Origin of the sequence: Streptomyces sp. 2P-4 (assembly GCF_030167965.1) — a bacterium.
Lineage (GTDB): Bacteria > Actinomycetota > Actinomycetes > Streptomycetales > Streptomycetaceae > Streptomyces > Streptomyces globosus_A.
Genome location: NZ_CP095011.1, coordinates 2,071,501 through 2,087,592 on the forward strand (window position 1 = coordinate 2,071,501; position 16,092 = coordinate 2,087,592).

The following is a 16,092-nucleotide window of genomic DNA, read 5'->3' on the forward strand; positions in this document are numbered from 1 at the left end:
CCACCCGCCAGGCGCGATTCACTGGGCGACGGAGCAGAAACGATCGGATGGACAGGGGTGCGCCCGGGGCGCGCGCGGCGTGGAGTGCGCCGGGTGGCACCGCAGGGCAGGCCGCACCCGGTCCCCCCGAACGTCGTAACCACCGGTGCGTCAGACCCGTTGGAGGGGGCATGGGCATGGGCTTCACGATCGGCGGCAGCCGCAGCACCAAGGAATTCCGCTCCGGGACGCGCCGCCGCGGGCGGACGTCGGAGTGCACGGCGGTCGCCGAGTACACGGGCCTGTGGGGCTGGGACGTGGTCCCCGGGGCCCGGGCGGCCGGCCCCCTGCGCGACTGCTCCTGCGGCCGCGCGGACTGCCCCGCCCCGGGCGCCCACCCGCTGCCCCTCGCCCCGACCGTCCCGGCCGGCGCCACCCTCGACGAGGTCACCGGGACGTGGGGCGCGTACCCGGGCGCCGCGGTGCTGCTGCCCGCGGGCCGCTGCTTCGACGTCATCGAGGTCTCGCAGGAGGCCGGGCGCCGCGCCCTGGTCCGGCTGGAGCGGATGGGCCTCCCGCTCGGCCCCGTCACCGCGACCCCGGACGGGCGGGCGCAGTTCTTCGTGGCCCCGGGCGCCGCGGACGGGCTGCCGCAGCTGCTGTACCGGATGGGCTGGGACGACGCCGGCCTGGACCTGCGGGCGCTGGGCCACGGCGCGTACGTGACCGCCCCGCCCTCGGACCACGCGGGCCTCGGACCGGTCGGCTGGCTGCGCCCGCCGGCCCTGGACTGCGCCGGCGGCCCGCCCCAGGCCCGGCTGCTGCTGGGCACCCTGGCGTACATCTGCCACCGGCTGCGCCGCTAGCGCCGTACGCCCGCAGGCCGTATGCCCGTATGCCCGTATGCAGCGGTGCCCCCGTGCTCCGTCTCGGGAACACGGGGGCACCGCTGCGTCAGCAGAAGGCCGGTCAGTCGCCGATCAGGGCGTCGACGAAGGCCTGCGGCTCGAAGGGCGCGAGGTCGTCGGGGCCCTCGCCGAGGCCGATGAGCTTGACCGGGACTCCGAGTTCGCGCTGCACCGCGACGACGATGCCGCCCTTGGCGGTGCCGTCGAGCTTGGTCAGCACGATGCCGGTGATGTCGACGACCTCCGCGAAGACGCGGGCCTGGGTGAGGCCGTTCTGCCCGGTGGTGGCGTCCAGCACGAGGAGGACCTCGTCCAGCGGGCCGTGCTTCTCCACGACGCGCTTGACCTTGCCGAGCTCGTCCATGAGGCCGGTCTTGGTGTGCAGGCGGCCGGCGGTGTCGATGAGCACGACGTCGGCGCCTTCGGCGATGCCCTCCTTGACCGCGTCGAAGGCGATCGAGGCAGGGTCGCCGCCCTCGGGCCCGCGCACGGTGCGGGCGCCGACGCGCTCGCCCCAGGTCTGGAGCTGGTCGGCCGCGGCGGCACGGAAGGTGTCGGCGGCGCCGAGGACGACGCTGCGGCCGTCGGCGACGAGGACGCGGGCCAGCTTGCCCGTGGTGGTGGTCTTGCCGACGCCGTTGACGCCGACGACCATCACGACGCCGGGGGTGTCGGCGCCGCTCTCCGTCTTCACGGACCGGTCGAGGTCGGCCCCGACCAGGGTGACGAGCTCCTCCTTCAGCAGGGCGCGCAGCTCGGCGGGGGTGCGGGTGCCCAGCACCCTGACCCGCTCGCGGAGCCGGTCGACGAGCTCCTGCGTCGGCGCGACGCCGACGTCGGCGACGAGGAGGGTCTCCTCGATCTCCTCCCACGTGTCCTCGTCGAGGTGCTCGCGGGACAGGAGCGTCAGCAGCCCCTTGCCGAGGGAGTTCTGCGAACGGGCGAGGCGCGCGCGCAGCCGGACCAGGCGGCCGGCGGTGGGCTCGGGCACCTCGATCTCGGGGGCGGCCGGGGCCTCGGCCTCGGCGGCGGGCGCCTCGGGCGCCTCGGGGGCGGCGGCCTCCGCCTCGGGGAGGACGACCTCCTCGATCGTGCGGCGCTGCTCCTCCGCCGTCGTGGCGGCGTCCTCCCCCACCTGGGGTTCGGCGGGCGGGGCGGTGATGGTCGGCGTGCTGGGCGGCGTCGGCGGCGGCAGCTGCTTCTTCTTGCGGGAGCTGACCACGAGCCCGCTGACCGCGCCGACCGCGACCAGGGCGATGAGTACTACGGCAAGGATGAGGATGTCCATAACGGCTTCAGTATGCGCGAACCTCTGCGCGGCACCGGGGCCGCGCACCGGGACCTTCCCCGCCGTTCGTGCGTTTGCGGCGGAAACTACGATGAGGGGCGAATTCCCGAAAATCACCTCATCGGAGCACGTATGCCTGCCGAGACTCCCGACGGCGCGATAGAGACCCGGGGGCTGGAACCCGTCCCCGACGCGGAGCGCACCGGACGCGTCCGCGAACTCGTCCCCACCTGGGTCGCCGCCAACATCAGCGTGCTGCTGCTGACCATGGGCGCCGGCCTGGTGATCTCCAACGGGCTCAACATCTGGCAGGTGCTCGTCGTCGCCGTGGTCGGCCCGGTCGTCTCGTACGGGCTCGTCGGGCTGATCTCGCTGGCCGGCACGCGCGGCGGCTCGCCCGGCATGGCCCTGTCGCGGGCCGTCTTCGGGCAGCGCGGCAACCTCTTCCCCGGCGCGCTGATCTGGGTCGCCCGCTGGGGCTGGGAGACCATCAACGCGGTCAGCGGCGCCTTCGCCCTGCTCACAGTGGTGGACCTGCTGTTCGGTGTGGAGAAGAACACCTTCCTCATCGTGGTGGCCCTGCTGCTCTTCGTGGGCTGCACGTTCCTGGTCTCGGGTCTCGGCATCAGCGCGCTGCGCGCCTGCTCGACCTGGTCGACGTACCTGTTCGGTGCGTTCAGCGTGCTCGTCCTCGGATACCTGGTCGCCGAGACGGACTGGGCGGCCGTGTTCGACCGGCCGGCCGGCTCCACCGCGATGATGGTCGCCGGCATCGGCACGATCGCCGCGGGCGGCATCAGCTGGGTGCCGTCGGGCCCGGATTTCACCCGCTACCTGCCGCGCACGGCCTCCGCCCGGGGCGTGGTCGGGGCGACGGTCGGCGGCGCGGCCGTCGTCGTGATCCCGATGGTGCTGATGGGAGCCGTGATGGCGGTGGGCACCCCGGACCTGGCGTCGGCACAGGACCCGGTCTCCTTCATCGGGGAGCTGCTGCCCGCCTGGATCGCGGTCCCGTACCTGCTGATCGCCCTCGTCGGCATGCTGCTGATCAACTCGATGTCCATGTACTCGGCCGGGTTCACCGCGCAGACCCTGGGCATCAACGTGCCGCGCGCGGCCGCGGTCTCCGTCAACGCCGCCATCAGCCTGGTGTTCGGCTTCCTGCTGATGGTCGTCGCGACGAGCTTCTTCGGCTCGTTCATCTCCTTCCTGACCCTGCTGGCCGTGGCGTTCTCCGCCTGGATCGGCGTGTTCGGCGCCGACATGCTGCGCCGCACCTCGTACGACGGGCAGGCGCTGATGGACACGACGCGGACCAGCGCGTACTGGTACCGCGGCGGCTACGCCTGGCAGGCGATGGCCGCCTGGGGTGCGGCGCTCGCCGCGGGCCTGCTGTTCACCAGGGTCGACTGGTTCGCCGGCCCGCTCGCGGACACCTGGATCGGCGCCAACGGGCTGGGCTGGGCCGTCGGCATCGTCACCTCGGGCGTGCTGTACGCCGTCCTCCCGCGCCCGGCGGCAGAGCGGCCGGGCGGGCCGCAGGGCGGGGCCGGCGCGTCCCCGGCGGAGGCCGAGCCCGCGGGCGCCCTGTCCGTCTGAGGCCCCTCGGCTACGGTCCCCCTTCGCCCGTGCTCCGCATCCGGCGAAGGGGACTTCCGCATGCCCGTCACCGTGGCCCGGTTCAACCTGGTCGACCCGCACGGCACCCCGGGGACCCTGTCGGCCCGCTACCGGGCGGCCCTGGAGATGGCGCGGTACGCGGACGACCGCGGCATCGGCCCCGTCCAGACGGAGGAGCACCACGGCACCGACAACGACTGGCTGCCCTCGCCGCCGGCGTTCGCGGGGGCCGTCCTCGGTGCGACGCGGCGCATCACCGTCACCGTCCCGGCGATCATCGGCCCGCTGTACGACCCGCTGCGCGCGGCCGGGGTACTGGCGCCGAACGAGGCGGTGGAGTACAGCGGAGAGCCTGGTGCTGCACCCGCTGTGCGGCCGGATGCCGGTGGACGAGGGCCGGCGGAGCCTGCACCTGCTGTGCGAACGGGTGCTGCCCCGGCTCGGGAAGTGAGCCGGGGCAGCACCGCCTGCGTGAGGAGCGGGGTGGTGGCGGGGGATGGTTACCCCATCTCCTCCAACGCCTTGCCCTTGGTCTCCGGCACCCACTTGAGGATGAACGGGATCGAGAGCACGGCGAAGACGGTGTAGATCACGTAGGCGCCGGACAGGTTCCAGTCCGCCAGCGACGGGAACGTGACGGTGATGAGCCAGTTGGCGACCCACTGGGCCGCGGCGGCCACGCCGAGCGCGGCGGCGCGGATGCGGTTGGGGAACATCTCGCCGAGGAGGACCCAGACCACGACGCCCCAGGAGAGGGCGAAGAAGAGCACGAAGGAGTGGGCCGCGACGAGCGCGACGGCGGCCTGGAGGTCGGGCATGGTGATGTCGTCGCCGGTGCCGGTGGTGTACGAGAACGCCCAGGCCGCCGTGCCGAGCGAGAGGGCCATGCCCGTCGAGCCGATGAGGGCGAGCGGCTTGCGGCCGAGCCGGTCCACGAAGATCATCGCGATCACCGTGCCGACGATGTTGATGATCGACGTGGTGAACGAGTAGAGGAAGGAGCTCGTGGGGTCGATGCCGACGGACTGCCACAGCGAGGAGCTGTAGTAGAAGATCACGTTGATGCCGACGAGCTGCTGGAAGAGCGACAGGCCGATGCCGACCCAGACGATGGGCAGCAGGCCGAAGCGGCCGCCGAGGAGGTCCCTGAAGGTGGACTTGTGCTCGGAGCGCATCGCGTGCTCGATCTCGGCGACGCGGGCGTCGAGGTCGGCGCCGGAGCCCTCGACCTCGGCGAGGACCTTGCGGGCCTGTCCGGTGCGTCCGACCGAGATCAGGAAGCGGGGGGACTCGGGGATGACGAAGGACAGCAGCCCGTAGAGCACGGCCGGGACGACCATGACGCCGAGCATCCACTGCCAGGCCTCCAGGCCGGCGAGCTCGCCGCGCTGGTTGCCGTCCGCCAGGTTGAGGATGGCCCAGTTGACCAGCTGGGAGACGGCGATTCCGGTGACGATGGCCGCCTGCTGGAAGGAGGCCAGGCGGCCGCGGTAGGCGGGCGGGGAGACCTCGGCGATGTAGGCGGGGCCGATGACGGAGGCCATGCCGATGCCGAAGCCGCCGACGATGCGCCAGGCGGCCAGGTCCCACAGGGCGAACGGCAGGGCGGAGCCGACGGCGCTCGCGGTGAAGAGGACGGCGGCGATCTGCATGCAGCGGATTCGGCCGATCCGGTCGGCGATGCGGCCGGCGGTGGCGGCGCCGAGCGCGCAGCCGATCAGGGCGGCCGCGATGACCTGGGCCAGGGCTTCGGACCCGACGTCGAAGCGGTCGCGGATGGCGACGACGGCGCCGTTGATGACGGAGCTGTCGTAGCCGAAGAGGAAGCCGCCCATCGCGGCCGCGGCGGTGATGAAGATGACGTGCCCGAGGTGGTCGGGCCGGGCGGCGCGCCCTCCGTCCGGCGCCGGCGCCTGCTCTGTGCTGCTGCTCAAGGTGTGCTCCTGTGCCCGGCTGCGACGGCGGGCGGGTGGGGTGTTTTTTCCTTCCAGTGGGGCACAGGTCGACAACCGGCACCACTCGAAGGGAAGAGGCGGCGCAGCGAGCTTATGTGTTCATTTCTTGAAGTCAATAGCCGAGGGTGAACTCCGGCGGAGGGCAGTGCGAGGGCAGTGCGCCCGGAACGACGTGACCTGCGCTGACTGCCCCAGGAAAGGATCTTCATTTCTTGAAGGTCAAAGGTCCGGGGCGCGGGCCCGGAGCCTCCCCGGGCCCCCGGACGGCTCAGCGCAGCCGCTGGCTGATCACCTTCGAGACGCCGTCGCCCTGCATGGAGACGCCGTAGAGCGCGTCGGCGACCTCCATCGTGCGCTTCTGGTGCGTGATGACGATCAGCTGCGAGCTCTCCTGGAGCTCCTCCATGATCCGGATGAGCCGCTGGAGGTTGGTGTCGTCGAGCGCCGCCTCCACCTCGTCCATCACGTAGAACGGGCTCGGCCGGGCCTTGAAGATCGACACCAGGAGCGCGACGGCGGTCAGCGACCGCTCCCCGCCCGACAGCAGCGACAGCCGCTTGACCTTCTTGCCCGGCGGGCGGGCCTCGACGTCGACCCCGGTGGCGAGCATGTCGTCCGGGTCGGTGAGCACCAGCCGGCCCTCGCCGCCGGGGAAGAGCCGCGAGAAGACGCCCTCGAACTCGCGGGCCGTGTCGTGGTAGGCCTCGGTGAAGACCTGCTCGACCCGCCGGTCGACCTCCTTGACGACCTGGAGGAGGTCGGCGCGGGTCCGGCGGAGGTCCTCCAGCTGCTCGCTGAGGAACTTGTGCCGCTCCTCCAGGGCCGCGAACTCCTCCAGCGCCAGCGGGTTGACCTTGCCGAGCTGCTGGTAGGCGCGCTCGGCCGCCTTGAGCCGCTTCTCCTGCTCGGCGCGCACGAAGCGGCCGGGCCGGTTGCGGGGGTGCTCCGGATCCTCGGGGAGCGCCTCGCCGTCCGCGGGCGGGCTCGGCGGGACCGGCTGGTCGGGCCCGTACTCGGCGACGAGCGAGTCGGCTCCCATGCCGAACTCCTCCAGGGCCCGGCCCTCCACCTGCTCGATCCGCAGCCGCTTCTCGGCGCCGAGCACCTCCCCGCGGTGCACGGAGTCGGTGAGCTTGTCCAGCTCCGCCTTCAGGTCGCGGCCGCGGGTGCGGGCCTCGCCGAGCTCGCGCTCGCGCACGGCTTTGGCCTCCTCGGCTGCCGCGCGCTCCTCCCCGGCTCGGCCGAGGGAGGCCTCGACGTGTGCCAGCAGTTGGCGGGCGCCGTCGCCGACGGCGCGGGCGACCCCGGCCTCCCGGCGCAGCCGTTCGCGGCGGGCCGCGGCCCGGGCCCGCGCCTCGCGTTCGGCGCGGGCGCCCCGGTCGAGGGCGTCGGCCCGCCCCGCCAGGGCCTTGACCCGCTCCTCGTGGGTACGCAGCTGCAGGCGGGCCTCCATCTCGGTCTGGCGGGCGTTGGCCCCGTCGGCGGCGAGCCGGTCGCGTACGGCGGTGTCGGGCTCCTCCTCGGCTTCGCCGTGGCCCTCCTCGGCGGCGGCCAGCCGTTCGGCGCACTCCTCGGCCTCGGCCAGCGCCTCCTCCAGGGCGGCCCGCGCCTTCTCCGCGGCGGCGGCGCTGCGCTCGGCCTCACCGGAGGCGCCCTTCGCCTGGCCGGCGAGCCGGCCGAGCTGCTGGGCCGTGCCGGCGCGGGCCTGCTCGGCGGCACGGCGCCGCTCCGCGAGCTCCTCGGCGCGGGCGGCGCAGGCCCGGTGGTGCTCCCGCGCGGCCTCCTGGGCGGCGGCCAGCTCACGGCACCGCCCGTCCAGGCGGTCGAGCTCCGCCGCGGCCTCGTCGACGGCGGCCTGCACCTCGATCAGGCTGGGCGCACCGGCGGACCCCCCGTGGGCGAGGTGCGCCGCGAGCACGTCCCCGTCCCGGGTGACGGCCACCGCAGCGGGCCGCGCGGCGACGAGCGCCACGGCCTCGCCGAGGTCCGCGACGACGTAGTGGTCGCGCAGCACCCGCGCGACGGCCCGCACGAGACCTGCGTCCCCGCGCACGAGCCCCCCGGCCGGTGTCCCCGCCGGCGCGTCCGGAGCCACCGGCTCCCCTTCCGCCGCGGACTCCCGGCCGGCCGGGGCGGCGGCCGGGGCAGGCGCGCCCGCGGGGACGGCGGGCGCGGTCGGGGACTCCGGGGCGCCGGCCCCCCGGCCACCGGGGGCGGCAGAGCCCGGCAGGCCGGCCGCAGACGCGGCAGCCGCCGGTGCGGCCGGGTCCGGGGCCGACTGGCGGGGTACGGGCGGGGCCGTGATCAGGAAGGCGGCGCGGCCTGCGTCCGTGTCGCGCAGGTGGCGGATGGCCCGGGCTGCCGCTGCCGGGGAGTCCGCCGCCAGGGCGTCGGCCGCGGCGCCCAGGGCCGCCGCCACCGCGGCTTCGTAGCCGGGGGCCACCGTCAGGCGTTCCGCCGCCGGGCCGAGCAGGCCGGCCAGCCGGTCGCGGGCGCCCAGGGCCGCACCGCTGCCGTCCTTGCGGCGCAGGCCCAGTGCGAGGGCGTCCCGCCGGGCCGCCACCGCCGCCCGGGAGCGCTCCGCGGCCGTCGCCGCGTCCCGGGCCGCGGCGAGCGCCGCCTCGGCCTGCGCGAGCTCCGCCTTCGCCGCCTCGTGCCCGCCGTCGGCCGAGGGCTCCTCCAGCCCGCCGACCTCCTCGGCCAGGGCCTCGTACTCCTCCTGCGCGGCCTCCGCCCGCTGCCGCGCGGCGTCGCGCGCGGCCGCCAGCCGGTCGGCCTCCGCCTGCGCGGCCCCGGCACGCGAGCGGGCGGCGCCGAGCCTCCCGGTGAGCCGGGCCAGGCCCTCCCGCCGGTCGGCGATGGCCCGCGCGGCGTCGCGCAGCCGCCGCTCCTCCTCGGCGAGGGCCCGCTCCAGTTCGGCGCGGTGCGCGGAGGTGTCCTCCAGGGCCCGTGAGGCCGCTTCCAGCGCGGCCGCCAGCTCCGCCTCCTGTTCGCGGATCCGGGCGGCCTCGCGCTCCATGTCCTCCGGGTCGCGGCCCCGCCGCTCCTCCTCCTGCGGTGCGGACGCCGACCGGACGCGGGCGTCGGCCAGGGAGGCCGTCCCGCGGACCCGTTCGGCCAGCTGCGACAGCTCGTACCAGGTCTGCTGGGCGCGCTGCAGCCGCGGGGCGAGGCCGCGCACGGCCTCCTCCAGCTCCGCCTCCCGGCGGACGGCCGCCGCGAGCTGCGCCTCGGCGGCGTCCTTGCGCTCCTTCAGCGCGGCCTCGTCGGCGAGCTCGGCCTCCAGCGCGGCCCGCAGGGCCACCAGGTCGTCGGCGAGGAGCCGCAGCCGGGCGTCGCGCAGGTCGGCCTGGATGACGGCGGCGCGGCGGGCGACGGCGGCCTGCCGCCCCAGCGGCTTGAGCTGCCTGCGCAGTTCCTCGGTGAGGTCCTGGACGCGGGAGAGGTTGGCCTGCATCGCGTCGAGCTTCCGCAGCGCCTTCTCCTTGCGCTTGCGGTGCTTGAGGACGCCGGCCGCCTCCTCGATGAACGCGCGGCGCCCCATCGGGTCGGCGTGCAGGACGGAGTCCAGCTGGCCCTGGCCGACGATGACGTGCATCTCGCGGCCGATGCCGGAGTCGGAGAGCAGCTCCTGGATGTCGAGGAGCCGGCAGGTGTCGCCGTTGATCTGGTATTCGCTGCTGCCCCCGCGGAACATGGTCCGCGTGATGGTGACCTCGGCGTACTCGATCGGCAGGGCGCCGTCGGAGTTGTCGATGGTCAGCGAGACCTCGGCCCGCCCGAGCGGCGGGCGGCCGGTGGTCCCGGCGAAGATGACGTCCTCCATCTTCCCGCCGCGCAGCGACTTGGCGCCCTGCTCGCCCATGACCCAGGACAGCGCGTCCACCACGTTCGACTTGCCGGACCCGTTGGGGCCCACCACGCAGGTGATGCCGGGCTCGAAGCGCAGGGTGGTCGCGGACGCGAACGACTTGAAGCCGCGCAGGGTCAGGGACTTGAGGTGCACGCCGCCGGACTCTACCTTTCGGGTTCGGTTTCACCCGTGAAGGTGCAGGGCAGGAGTCTGGCCAAGCCGCGGCGGGGCCCCTCGGGGAGCAGAGGACGGGGAAAGGAGAGAAGGGACGCCGAAGCGTCCCTTGCAGTGTCGTGCGGGGCTGGAATCGAGCGACGATGAGCGCGGATCAGGTGAGCGCAGGCTCCGCCTGGGATACGTCGATGTCGATGCGGTCCAGCAGCGAGTCTCCGTGCTGAGCGGCGGCCGCGTTCAGCGCGTCGTTTTCGGACTGAATCCGTGAGAGCTCGGACTCGAGGTCCTGGACGCGCTGCTGAAGCCGTCGCATCTCGGCGAGGAGTCGCGGGTCGGAACCGCCGACGTAACCGAGAAGCGCCTTTGCCATGATGGATGGTCCTCCACACTGAGTGACCGACCGAAGCGGTGTGGGTCGTGAGGGTTCGCACCCGCGGATGTCCGACAGCAACTGTCAGTCACTGCGCTTAACTCTGCCAGCACTGCCAAACAGCTAGGGTGCGCGGGGCTTCCAGCGTCTCACCAAAAAGTTTGACGGTCAACACGATCACGCCCTGTATCGGCGGACAGGCCGGTTCACTCGGGGGACGGGGAGACCGCCCTCTCTCCCGAGCCTTCCACGCCCGCGCGCGCCCGGCAACGCGTCCGGGGCGAACGCGCAGATCCGGAGCCGTGCAGGCCGCGCCCGTATGTGATCAGTGCATGATCAGCCGGTACGTCAGCGGATCGCGAAGCCCTCGTAGCCGCCGCGCGGCGTGCCCCAGATTTCCGTCACCCCGTCGACCCTGCCGGGCGTGTCGCCGGAGCGGAGCCAGTCCAGCAGCCGGTGGCAATTCTCACGTTGACCTTCGGCCACCACCTGCACCCGCCCGTCGTCCAGGTTGAGGGCGAACCCGGTGACCCCGCCGATCTCCAGCGCATTGGCCCTGGTGAACCAGCGGAAGCCCACTCCCTGTACACGGCCGCGCACCCAGGCGGTCAGGCGGACATCTTCGCTCATGCGCGAACGCTATCCGCCCGGGCTCCTTCCGACCGCACCGCCCCCGGGACGCCTTCGCGTACAGTCACGCCTCAATGAACTCACCCGTTTGGGCGAGTTCGTGACGATCTTCGACCCGCGAGGAAGGTACGCCGGATGGGACGCCACCGACTCCACGCCGCGCCGCGCCGCGGCGGCGCGCGCCGCACCGCCGTCCGCTCCGGCCTGCTCGGCGTCCCCGTGGCCGTCGTCCTCGGCACCGCCGCGGTGACGACCGGGACGGTGCCCGTCGGCGACTCCTTCCCGTACGTCGGTGTCTCCTCCGACCGCGACGGCCGCGGAGCGCAGGCAAAGCCGGCGGCCACGCCGCGCAGTGCGCCCGCACAGCAGCAGGGCGGCCTGGCCAACCTGTCGGGCCGCGCGTCCAGCGCCCCGGAGACCGCCTCCCCCTCCCCGTCGGCCACGCCCTCGCCCTCCGCCTCGCCGACCCCTTCCGCCTCCCCCTCCCCCGCGGCATCCCCCAGCCCGGCCGCCCAGGCCCCGGAGCCGGAGAAGAGCGCCGCGCCCAAGCCGCCCGCGCCGAAGCCGGCCGCGCCCGAGCCGCCGGCACCGAAGCCCCCGGCACCGAAGCCGCCCGTCCCGCCGGCCGAGCCGTCCGACGGGCACTCCGCCGAGGAGGCGGCCGTAGTCGCCCTGGTCAACCAGGAGCGCGCACAGGCGGGCTGCGGCCCGGTCCGCGCCAACCCGCCGCTCGCCGCACTGGCCGGCGCGTTCAGCAGGGACATGGCCGTCCGCGGCTTCTTCTCCCACACCGACCCCGACGGCCGGAGCCCCTGGGACCGCGCCTCGGCCGCCGGCATATCGGGCCTCGGCGGGGAGAACATCGCCCGCGGCCAGGGCGACGCCGAGGCCGTCATGAAGGCCTGGATGAACAGCCCCGGCCACCGCGCCAACATCCTGAACTGCGAGTTCCGCACCCTGGGCGTCGGCGCCCACTTCGCGGCCGGCGGCCCCTGGTGGACGCAGAACTTCGGCTTCTGACGCACCCCGCCCGAGCACGCCGACAGCGGGCGCACAACCCTGGAGGAAGCGCCCCCCGTCCCACAGCGCTGTGCGGCGTTAAGCTGGCCGTATGGAGACGACGACAGGCCTGCCGTTCGACGCGTTCGCCCGCGCCTGCCCCTCGCGGGAGACGCTGGAGCACGTCACCGGCCGCTGGGGCAGCCTCACCGTCGGCGCCCTGCGCGACGGCTCCTGCCGCTTCAACGAGCTGCGCCGCAAGGTGGACGGCGTCAGCGAGAAGATGCTCTCCCAGACCCTCCAGGCCCTGGAGCGCGACGGCATCGTCCGCCGCGAGGCGCAGCCGGTGAACCCGCCGCGCGTCGACTACGAGCTCACCCCGCTCGGCATCGAGGTCGCGGACCGGCTGCTCGGCCTCATCCACTTCCTGGAGGGCAGCATGCCGCAGGTGCTGTCCGCCCGGGAGTCCTACGACGCCGCGCGCGGCGGCCGCTGACAGCGCGGGCAGAAGTAGCTCGACCGGTTCATCCACGGGCGGCGGCGCATCGGCGTGCCGCACCGCCGGCACGGCTCGTCCTCCCGTCCGTACGCGTCCAGCGAGCGGTCGAAGTAGCCGGACTCGCCGTTGACGTTGACATAGAGGCTGTCGAAGCTGGTGCCGCCGACTGCCAGGGCCGCGTTCATCACGTCCCGGACGTGGCCGAGGAGTTCCGTGCTCCGCGGGCGCGTGAGGGTGGCCGTGGGGCGCTCGTAGTGCAGCCGGGACCGCCACAGCGCCTCGTCCGCGTAGATGTTGCCGACCCCGCTGATCAGCGACTGGTCCAGCAGCGCCCGCTTCAGGGTGGTCCGCCTGGCCCGCAGCGCCCGGTGGTAGACCGCCTCGTCGAAGAGCGGGTCCAGGGGGTCGCGGGCGATGTGCGCGATGACGTCGGGCAGGCCGTCGGCGGTGGTCGCGTGCAGGGAGAGCCCGCCGAAGGTGCGCTGGTCGACGAAGCGGAGCTCGGTGCCGGCGGCGTCCGCGAACCGCACCCGGATCCGCAGGTGCTTCTCGTCGGGGGCGCCCTCGGGCTGGACCAGCAGCTGCCCGCTCATGCCGAGGTGGCCGAGGACGGACAGCTCCCGCCCCTCCAGCGGCAGCCACAGGTACTTGCCGCGCCGCTGCGGGACGCCGATGGTCTCGCCGCGCAGCCGGTCCGCGAAGTCGGCGCCGCCGGCGGTGTGGCGGCGGACGGCGCGCGGGTGCAGCACGTCGACGGAGCGGACGGTCCGGCCGGCGACCCAGCGCGCGAGGCCCCGCCGCACCACTTCGACCTCGGGCAGCTCGGGCACGGTGTTCCTCCTGGCGGGCGCTTCACGGCGGTGCTCTGCCCGCGAGCCTACCGGCCCGCCCCGCACGGCCGCCGGGCTCCCCCGGATACGGCTCCGCCCGCCCCTGCACGGCAGGAGCGGGCGGACCCGAAGGAGGAGGAACCGGCCGGCGTCAGACCTGCGGCGCGGAGTCGGCGGGGGTCGGCGACCCGCCGTCCGCGGCAGCCGCCTCGGCGGCCTTCCGCTCGTCCGCGGCGGCGCGGATGCCGCGCCACGCGGACTCCGCCGCCTGCTGTTCCGCTTCCTTCTTGCTGCGGCCGGTGCCGGTGCCGTACGAGACACCACCGACGCGGGCTGCAGCAGTGAACGTCTTCTCGTGGTCCGGACCGGTCTCGGTGACGAGGTACTCGGGCACGCCGAGGCCCTCGGCCGCCGTCAGCTCCTGGAGGCTGGTCTTCCAGTCCAGGCCGGCCCCGAGGTTCGAGGACTTCTCGATCAGCGGGTCGAAGAGCCGGTGCACCAGCTCCGAGGCCGCGTCGAGGCCCTTGTCGAGGTAGACGGCGCCGATCACCGCTTCGAGGGTGTCGGCGAGGATGGAGGCCTTGTCCCGGCCGCCCGTGCCCTCTTCGCCCCGGCCGAGCCGGATGAACGAGCCGAGGTCGAGGCCGCGCCCCACTTCCGCCAGCGCACGCGAGTTGACCACCGCGGCCCGCAGTTTGGCCAGCTGGCCCTCGGGCAGGTCGGGGTGGGTGTTGTACAGCGTGTCCGTGACCACCAGGCCGAGGACGGAGTCCCCCAGGAACTCCAGGCGCTCGTTGGTGGGCAGGCCGCCGTTCTCGTAGGCGAAGGAGCGGTGGGTCAGTGCACGCACCAGAAGGGCGGACTCGAGTCGATACCCGAGCCGCCCTTCCAGAAGCGTGGGGGACGAGGCCGCGTTGCTACTGTCTGCCTGCTTTTCAGCGTTGGACAGTTCAGACATTGCGCCTCTCACCAGCCGCTCAGACCTCGAGGACCTGGCGCTTGTTGTAGGTGCCGCAGCTCGGGCACGCGATGTGCTGCTGCTTCGGCTCCTGGCAACGCTCACACGAAACCAGGGTGGGGACCGCAGCCTTCCACTGCGACCGGCGGTGGCGCGTGTTGCTGCGCGACATCTTCCGCTTCGGAACAGCCACGGCTACTTCTCCTGCTTCTCGGCGGCGCTCTGAACGTCGTCAGATGCAGTGCCGCTCATGTTGTCCTTCTCGCCGTCCTGATCGGTCACGACGAGTTCCTGCAAAGCCGCCCAACGGATGTCGACGGCGTCGTGGTGGTGCTCCGGGTCCTCGTTCAGGCTGACCCCGCAGTCGGGGCACAGACCGAGACAGTCCTCCCGGCACACCGGCTGCAGCGGCAGTGCGAGCACCACCGCGTCCCGCAGCACGGGTTCGAGGTCGAACAAGCCGTCCTCAAGGTAGAGCGTGTCCTCGTCGTCCTCGGCGTCGTCGGCCGGCTCCGCCTTGGGGCGGCCCCGGTCGTCGGCGTCAGGGTACGAGAACATCTCCTGGAAGTCCGCCTTGAGCTCGCGCCCGACGGACTCCAGACACCTTACGCACTCCCCCTCGGCCGATGCACGGACGGTGCCTGTGACAAGCACCCCTTCCATGACCGACTCCAGGCGGAGGTCGATCTTCAGCGGCGCACCCTCCGGCACACCGATGACGCCGGCCAGACCGAGGTCCGCCGGAGCCGGGATCTCGCGGGACAGCCGCTGCATGGCACCAGGACGCCGACCCAGCTCGTGCGTGTCGAACACGAGGGGGTTGCGGTGGTCGAGGCGGGTGTTCAGGGCTGTTCCTGCTTTCGGGAATCGCTGGAGATCGAGCACGCCGCCGCTCAAGGGCAGCGCAGATCGCGACGGATACGCGCGACCGAACAGTCAGGATACCCGCAGCCCCGCCCGGAGCCCAATCCGGGTCAGCGCCCCTGCTCGTACTGGCGCAGCTGGTCCAGGTTGATCATGCTCGTGTCGAAGAAGCTCGTCTCGTCCAGGGCCGCCTGCTGCTGCGCGTACGGGTACCCGGCCGCGCCCTGCGCCCCGTACACGGCGTACGGGTCGGGCTGGCCGCCGTACGCCGCGGCGTAGGGATCGGCCTGCGGCACGGGCTGCTGCCCGTACGCGTACGGGTCCTGGTAGGCGTAGCCGTCCTGCCCGCCGGGCTGCGGGTAGCCGTACCCGCCGTACACCGGCTCGGCCGCCGCCTGGGCGGGGATCGCCGGGGCCGCCGCCGGGGGCTCCGGCTCCGCGAGGCCCGCCAGGAAGTCGGCGTCGCTCGCGGTACGGGAGGGCTGGGCCCCCTCGGCGTCCCGGGCGGCCACGTGCGCGCCGAGGTCGTCCGCCGGGATCCGCCCGAGCAGCTTCTGACGGCCGCGGCCGACCGCCTCCAGGGTCTTGGCCAGCACCGCCTCGATGGTGGCCAGCTTCGCGTCGGCGTAGGCGTCGGCCTGGCGGCGGAGGGTCTCCGGGTCGCCGTCGGGCTCCGGCGCGTCGGGGTCCGGGCGGCCCTCGCCGTCCAGGCCGGGGCCGCGGCCCAGCAGCTTCTCCCGGCCGCGGTCGACCGAGCCGAGGGTCTTGGTCAGCACGGCCTCGAAGTTGGCGAGCTTGGCGTCGACGTAGTCGTCGGCCTGGGCGCGGACCTCGGCGGCCTCCCGGTGGGCCTCCGCCAGGATCCGGTCCGCCTCGTCCCGCGACAGGCGGGCCACCTCGGCGTCGGAGACGAGCGCGGCGCGCTGGGCGTGCGCGGCCGCGACGATCCGCTCCGCCTCCCGGCGGGCCTCCTCGACGACCTGCTCCCGGCCGCCGAGCACCTCCTCCGCGCGGGCGAGGGAGCCGGGCAGTGCCTCGCGCAGCTCCTCCAGGCGGGCGAGCAGCTCGCCGCGGTTGACGACGCAGGAGGCCGACATGGGCATGGACCGGGCGCCGCCGACGGCCGCGACGATCTCGTCGAGCTTCTTGTGGACGTCCATGGCGG

At 73.9% G+C, this 16,092-nt stretch carries 14 protein-coding genes and 1 pseudogene; 5 read left to right on the plus strand and 10 right to left on the minus strand.

Annotated features, from left to right (window positions below; genetic code table 11):
- Positions 1-176: 176 nt before the first annotated feature.
- On the plus strand, positions 177-845 hold the full coding sequence (locus MUK52_RS08590; protein ID WP_114058496.1) for a bifunctional DNA primase/polymerase: 669 nt from the start codon (positions 177-179) through the stop codon (positions 843-845).
- Between the two features lie 103 nt (positions 846-948).
- On the opposite strand, the gene ftsY is transcribed toward MUK52_RS08590, so the two are convergent.
- The gene (ftsY, locus tag MUK52_RS08595; protein WP_284575441.1) at positions 949-2,175 is read right to left on the minus strand and encodes a signal recognition particle-docking protein FtsY; all 1,227 of its coding nucleotides are present in this window, start codon (positions 2,173-2,175) and stop codon (positions 949-951) included.
- A 132-nt stretch (positions 2,176-2,307) separates the two neighbouring features.
- On the opposite strand from ftsY, the gene MUK52_RS08600 reads away from it, so the two are divergent.
- Positions 2,308-3,774 carry a cytosine permease gene (locus MUK52_RS08600; RefSeq protein ID WP_284575444.1) on the plus strand — a complete coding sequence of 489 codons (1,467 nt, stop codon included), beginning with the start codon at positions 2,308-2,310 and terminating at the stop codon, positions 3,772-3,774.
- 60 nt (positions 3,775-3,834) lie between these two features.
- Positions 3,835-4,116: pseudogene (locus MUK52_RS08605) on the plus strand (LLM class flavin-dependent oxidoreductase); the annotation flags it as partial.
- A 179-nt stretch (positions 4,117-4,295) separates the two neighbouring features.
- Here MUK52_RS08605 and MUK52_RS08610 read toward each other — a convergent pair.
- From MUK52_RS08610 to MUK52_RS08625, 4 genes are all read right to left on the minus strand, one after another.
- Positions 4,296-5,729 (minus strand): sugar porter family MFS transporter, encoded by a 1,434-nt coding sequence (locus MUK52_RS08610; RefSeq protein ID WP_114054363.1) that lies wholly within the window; start codon positions 5,727-5,729, stop codon positions 4,296-4,298.
- A 289-nt stretch (positions 5,730-6,018) separates the two neighbouring features.
- Positions 6,019-9,756 carry a chromosome segregation SMC family protein gene (locus MUK52_RS08615; RefSeq protein ID WP_284575446.1) on the minus strand — a complete coding sequence of 1,246 codons (3,738 nt, stop codon included), beginning with the start codon at positions 9,754-9,756 and terminating at the stop codon, positions 6,019-6,021.
- Positions 9,757-9,931: 175 nt separating this feature from the next.
- Positions 9,932-10,147, minus strand: a complete 216-nt coding sequence (locus MUK52_RS08620; RefSeq protein ID WP_114054361.1) for a hypothetical protein — start codon at positions 10,145-10,147, stop codon at positions 9,932-9,934.
- Between the two features lie 348 nt (positions 10,148-10,495).
- Complete coding sequence (locus MUK52_RS08625) at positions 10,496-10,777, minus strand: acylphosphatase (RefSeq protein ID WP_114054360.1); 282 nt, start codon at positions 10,775-10,777, stop codon at positions 10,496-10,498.
- Positions 10,778-10,912: 135 nt separating this feature from the next.
- Between MUK52_RS08625 and MUK52_RS08630 the strand changes: the two genes are divergently transcribed.
- Positions 10,913-11,797 carry a CAP domain-containing protein gene (locus tag MUK52_RS08630; RefSeq protein WP_114054359.1) on the plus strand — a complete coding sequence of 295 codons (885 nt, stop codon included), beginning with the start codon at positions 10,913-10,915 and terminating at the stop codon, positions 11,795-11,797.
- 91 nt (positions 11,798-11,888) lie between these two features.
- Positions 11,889-12,272 (plus strand): winged helix-turn-helix transcriptional regulator, encoded by a 384-nt coding sequence (locus MUK52_RS08635; RefSeq protein WP_114054358.1) that lies wholly within the window; start codon positions 11,889-11,891, stop codon positions 12,270-12,272.
- Here the strand turns inward: MUK52_RS08635 and mutM are convergent.
- The 5 genes from mutM to MUK52_RS08660 all read right to left on the minus strand — a co-directional run bounded on the left by mutM (position 12,245) and on the right by MUK52_RS08660 (position 16,087).
- Positions 12,245-13,105, minus strand: coding sequence for a bifunctional DNA-formamidopyrimidine glycosylase/DNA-(apurinic or apyrimidinic site) lyase (gene mutM / locus MUK52_RS08640; protein WP_114054357.1), 861 nt, complete (start codon positions 13,103-13,105; stop codon positions 12,245-12,247). The two genes, MUK52_RS08635 and mutM, sit on opposite strands and share 28 nt — an antisense overlap.
- Before the next feature lie 151 nt (positions 13,106-13,256).
- A complete protein-coding gene (rnc, locus tag MUK52_RS08645) occupies positions 13,257-14,063 on the minus strand; it encodes a ribonuclease III (protein WP_114054356.1) in 807 nt (268 codons plus the stop codon).
- Between the two features lie 19 nt (positions 14,064-14,082).
- Positions 14,083-14,256 (minus strand): 50S ribosomal protein L32, encoded by a 174-nt coding sequence (rpmF, locus tag MUK52_RS08650; protein ID WP_026165248.1) that lies wholly within the window; start codon positions 14,254-14,256, stop codon positions 14,083-14,085.
- A 2-nt stretch (positions 14,257-14,258) separates the two neighbouring features.
- Positions 14,259-14,948, minus strand: coding sequence for a YceD family protein (locus tag MUK52_RS08655; protein WP_428985401.1), 690 nt, complete (start codon positions 14,946-14,948; stop codon positions 14,259-14,261).
- Between the two features lie 89 nt (positions 14,949-15,037).
- Positions 15,038-16,087: a cell division initiation protein gene (locus tag MUK52_RS08660; RefSeq protein WP_284575448.1), complete on the minus strand. Its 1,050-nt coding sequence runs from the start codon at positions 16,085-16,087 to the stop codon at positions 15,038-15,040.
- Positions 16,088-16,092 lie beyond the last annotated feature (5 nt).